The following is a 3,835-nucleotide window of genomic DNA, read 5'->3' on the forward strand; positions in this document are numbered from 1 at the left end:
TTGATAGCGCGAAAAGCTTTTTGGATGTATGTGTACATCCTAAAGGCCATTAATCCAAATCCCCTAAACGTTTGCGCGCCAGATCAGCCTGCGCTTCTGCCTCCATAAGGTTGGCACGGCACTCAAGCACCACATCTGCTGGTGCCTTATCAGCAAAATTTGGATTCGCAAGGCGGCTGGCTAAACCGGCGATATCTTTTTCTGCTTTTGCTAAATCTTTCTCCAAGCGGCTGCGTAAAGCATCAAGATCTTGCTCCGGCAATTGCAACTGCACCTGAGATGTACCACTAATACCCATTAACGAACGAGGCATTTCAGGCATTTCAATGCTTATTTCCACCAATTCTGCTTTTATTAATACAGCTAAATCTGGTATTGCTAATTTAAGCACTTTTAGCAACTCAGGCCGAGCACTAGTTATTACTAGCCTTGATACTTTCTGAGCTGGTTTCATTCCGCCTGTGGCCCTTAGGTTGCGAGCTACTCTTACTAATTCGATCATTTCAGCAAAATTATCTTCCAATTCAAGATCTATCGCCTGCAGATCAAGCGCTGGCCATGGCTCCAAAGCCAGTAGTTTTTGCTCTGGAAATCCAGTTAATCCATGCCACAATTCCTCTGTGAGATGGGGCATTAATGGATGCAACATAACAAATAATTCAGTTAATACCTTTGCCAACACTTGGCGGGCAGTGCGCTGCTGGGCTGGATCTTGTAGGCGGCGTTTTAGTAATTCAATACTCCAATCACATACCTCGTTCCAAGCAAATTCATAGAGCACCTTTGCTGCTTCCCCAAGCCCATAGGTTTCATACTTTTCAGCGCTTTCCTTGTTTACCCGGGCTAAGCGTGAAAGGATCCAACGATCAGCCTGTTGCAACATTTCCGGATCGGGATTGCCAAGGCTTTGCGGCGTTTCACCATCCAGATTCATCAACGCAAATCGGGTGGCGTTCCACAGCTTGTTTGCAAAATTACGCGCTGCTTCTACGGTGGCTGAACTATCGGTTTTGCGGTTGTAATCAAGCCGGATATCTTGGCCGGCACCCGCCACCTCTCGCACCAAAGCAAAACGCACCGCATCGGCGCCATAGCGCTCAATCAGTAGCAATGGATCGATGCCATTTCCAGCTGATTTACTCATCTTGCGGTTTTGTTCATCCCGCACTAGGCCATGGATATAAACATCTTTAAAAGGCATTTGGCCGGTAAATGCACCGGCCAGCATCGTCATCCTTGCCACCCAGAAAAAGATGATGTCGAATCCGGTTACAAGCAAGCTGGTGGGATACCAACGCTTGAGATCAGCGGCCGCACTATCGGGCCAGCCCAGAGTAGAAAAAGGCCATAAACCACTAGAAAACCAAGTATCCAGCACATCTGGATCCTGCTCAAGGGCCACACCAACTCCAAATTGGAGCTCTGCTTTTTGCAAAGCTTCCGCATGATCGCTGGCCACCACATATGGGGTATTACTTGTTATTTCTCCTGCGGTTTCACTAATAACAAACCAAGCGGGAATGCGATGCCCCCACCACAACTGGCGGCTGATACACCAATCGCGGATATTAGTTAACCAATCCAGATAAACCTTGCTCCAACGCTCTGGCACAAATCGGGGTTCAACTTTTTCAAATGCTTCACGGCAATTAGCCGCTAAAGGTTCGGTGCGAATAAACCACTGGGTGGAAAGCAGCGGCTCCACCGGCACCTTGCCCCGATCTGAATAGGGAACGTTGTGCACATACGGCTCGGTTTTAACCAAAAAGCCCAGTGCCTCCATCTCTGCTACCACCGCCTTGCGGGCGACAAAGCGATCTAAGCCTGCAAATTCAGCGGCGGCCTCATTCATGGTGCCGTCTTTTGCAATCACCGTGATCAATGGCAGGCCATGGCGTTTACCGATGGCGAAGTCGTTGGGGTCGTGGGCGGGGGTTACCTTCACGCAACCGGTACCAAACGCCGGATCTACATGTTCATCAGCAACGATTGGGATTTCCCGGCCCACCAAGGGCAGCGTGAGGGTTTTACCAACTAGGGCGGCATAACGGGAATCATCGGGATTCACCGCCACACCCGTATCACCCAAGAGCGTTTCAGGCCGGGTGGTGGCCACCTCGAGGAAACCACTACCACTGCTTAATGGATAACGGAAATGCCATAGGAAGCCATCTACCTCTTTCATTTCCACCTCCAGATCGCTTACTGCAGAACCGGAAGCTGGGCACCAATTCACCAGGTATTCGCCGCGATAAATCAAGCCCTGATCATGCAAACGAATGAAGGCCTCCACCACCGCCGCGCTGCAACCGGCATCCAGGGTGAAGCGTTGCCGCTGCCAATCCACTGAATAGCCAAGCCTGCGCAATTGAGAAACGATCGTGCCGCCACTTTCTGCTTTCCAGGCCCAAGCCCGCTCCAAAAATGCTTCACGGCCAATCAGCTCTTTAGTTGTGCCTTCTGCCTTTAATTGCTTTTCAAGGATTGTTTGTACTGCGATCGAAGCGTGGTCTGTGCCTGGCAGGCAGAGCACATTTTTACCGCGCAAGCGTTGAAATCGAATAATCGTGTCTATTAGGGCCGTATTAAAGGCATGGCCCATATGCAGGCTACCGGTCACATTTGGTGGGGGGATCACCAAAGCGAATGGTTCACCTGCTGCATTGGGCTCAGCATGAAAGGCCCCTTGGGTCTCCCAGGCACGTTGCCAACGGGTTTCTGTGCCTAACGGGTCGTAAGTTTTAGCAAGGGCCTCGGGCACAAAGGTTCATCGGCTTTAGGCCATGCTCTCAAAACGCCAAACCAAGTAACAATCCGACAACTCTTTAACCAATTCTTAAACTTAGCGATTCAAAAAAGTAAGAGGCGCTTTTTCACCGCTGGACTACACACCCCAGCTAGCTCAGCTGCAGGAGCGCCACAGCTTGATCCTCAAGCAACTATCGGGTCAAACGGTGGTGTTATGCCTTGGTGATTTAAACCAATTGCTTAGCCACAGCTTTAATGCTGGCAAACTAGTTCTAATCAAAGGGCTTTGCAGCGCCGAAAACGAGGCATTTGCTTTAGTGCAGCGCCATCAGCCGCAACTGCTGATCTGCCACGACCAGTTGCTGCCGGGCAATGGCATCCAACTAATCGAGCGCTGCAAAGCTATCCAACCAAAATTGCAAACTCTTTTGGTGGTAACTAAACCAGCCAGTTTCCAACTGCAGGCGGCATTAAAAACAGGGGTAGATGCAATTTGCAAAGCAGAACGAATTGGCCAAGGCACCATCCTGCAAGCACTTAAAAGCATCGCGATTGGGTCCCACTACATCGATCAAGGCCTTCTCAATAGCAATGCTGCGGCCACTAAAAAGCTTTCGCCGAGGCAGCTGGAGGTGTTGCAGGAACTTTGCCTAGGTGCCAGCACAAAGCAAGTGGCAAAGCGATTAGGGATAACTGAAAACACAGCTAAGGGCTACGAAAAACAGCTCTACGAAAAACTGGATGTGAGCGGACGCATGCAGGCGGTGATGGAAGGCCTGCGATTGGGCCTTTTGCAGGCAAACTAGATGAGCCGAGCTCTGCAACCATGGCCCTTGATCTAAACGATCCAGATCTAGAGTTTTCCGATTTGGTATATGCGTACCAAAGCTGGGTATTAGCTGTACTCAACGATGAAAAACTGAATCCCGAAGGGGAAAAGCTCAATAACGAAGAAATCGCAGAGGATGCAATGAATGCCTTGCGTTTCTTGCCATCAGAAGTAACTACCGCAGTGGAAACCACCTTGGCTCGCGCCTACGAGGTTGATGCTGAAGAACTCGCCGATTTCCTGTTCCCTGAGGATTAA

The 3,835-nt window shown here is 50.0% G+C and carries 3 protein-coding genes; 2 read left to right on the forward strand and 1 reads right to left on the reverse strand.

What is annotated here, in order from left to right; all coding sequences use genetic code 11:
• Positions 1 to 49: 49 nt before the first annotated feature.
• Positions 50 to 2,761, reverse strand: coding sequence for a valine--tRNA ligase (locus AC2JC8_RS09740; protein ID WP_484401827.1), 2,712 nt, complete (start codon positions 2,759 to 2,761; stop codon positions 50 to 52).
• 163 nt (positions 2,762 to 2,924) lie between these two features.
• Here AC2JC8_RS09740 and AC2JC8_RS09745 point away from each other — a divergent pair, with 163 nt between their 5' ends.
• Both AC2JC8_RS09745 and AC2JC8_RS09750 read left to right on the forward strand, forming a co-directional pair.
• Entirely contained in the window at positions 2,925 to 3,554 is a 630-nt protein-coding gene (locus tag AC2JC8_RS09745; protein WP_484401825.1) for a LuxR C-terminal-related transcriptional regulator, read from the forward strand.
• Positions 3,555 to 3,574: 20 nt separating this feature from the next.
• Positions 3,575 to 3,835: a hypothetical protein gene (locus tag AC2JC8_RS09750; protein WP_255131368.1), complete on the forward strand. Its 261-nt coding sequence runs from the start codon at positions 3,575 to 3,577 to the stop codon at positions 3,833 to 3,835.

The sequence above is a fragment of the Synechococcus sp. genome, assembly GCF_982614295.1.

Coding starts and splice junctions, on each gene's coding strand:
- AC2JC8_RS09750 (WP_255131368.1), top strand. CDS start 3,575: ATGGCCCTTGATCTAAACGATCCAGATCTAGAGTTTTCCGATTTGGTA.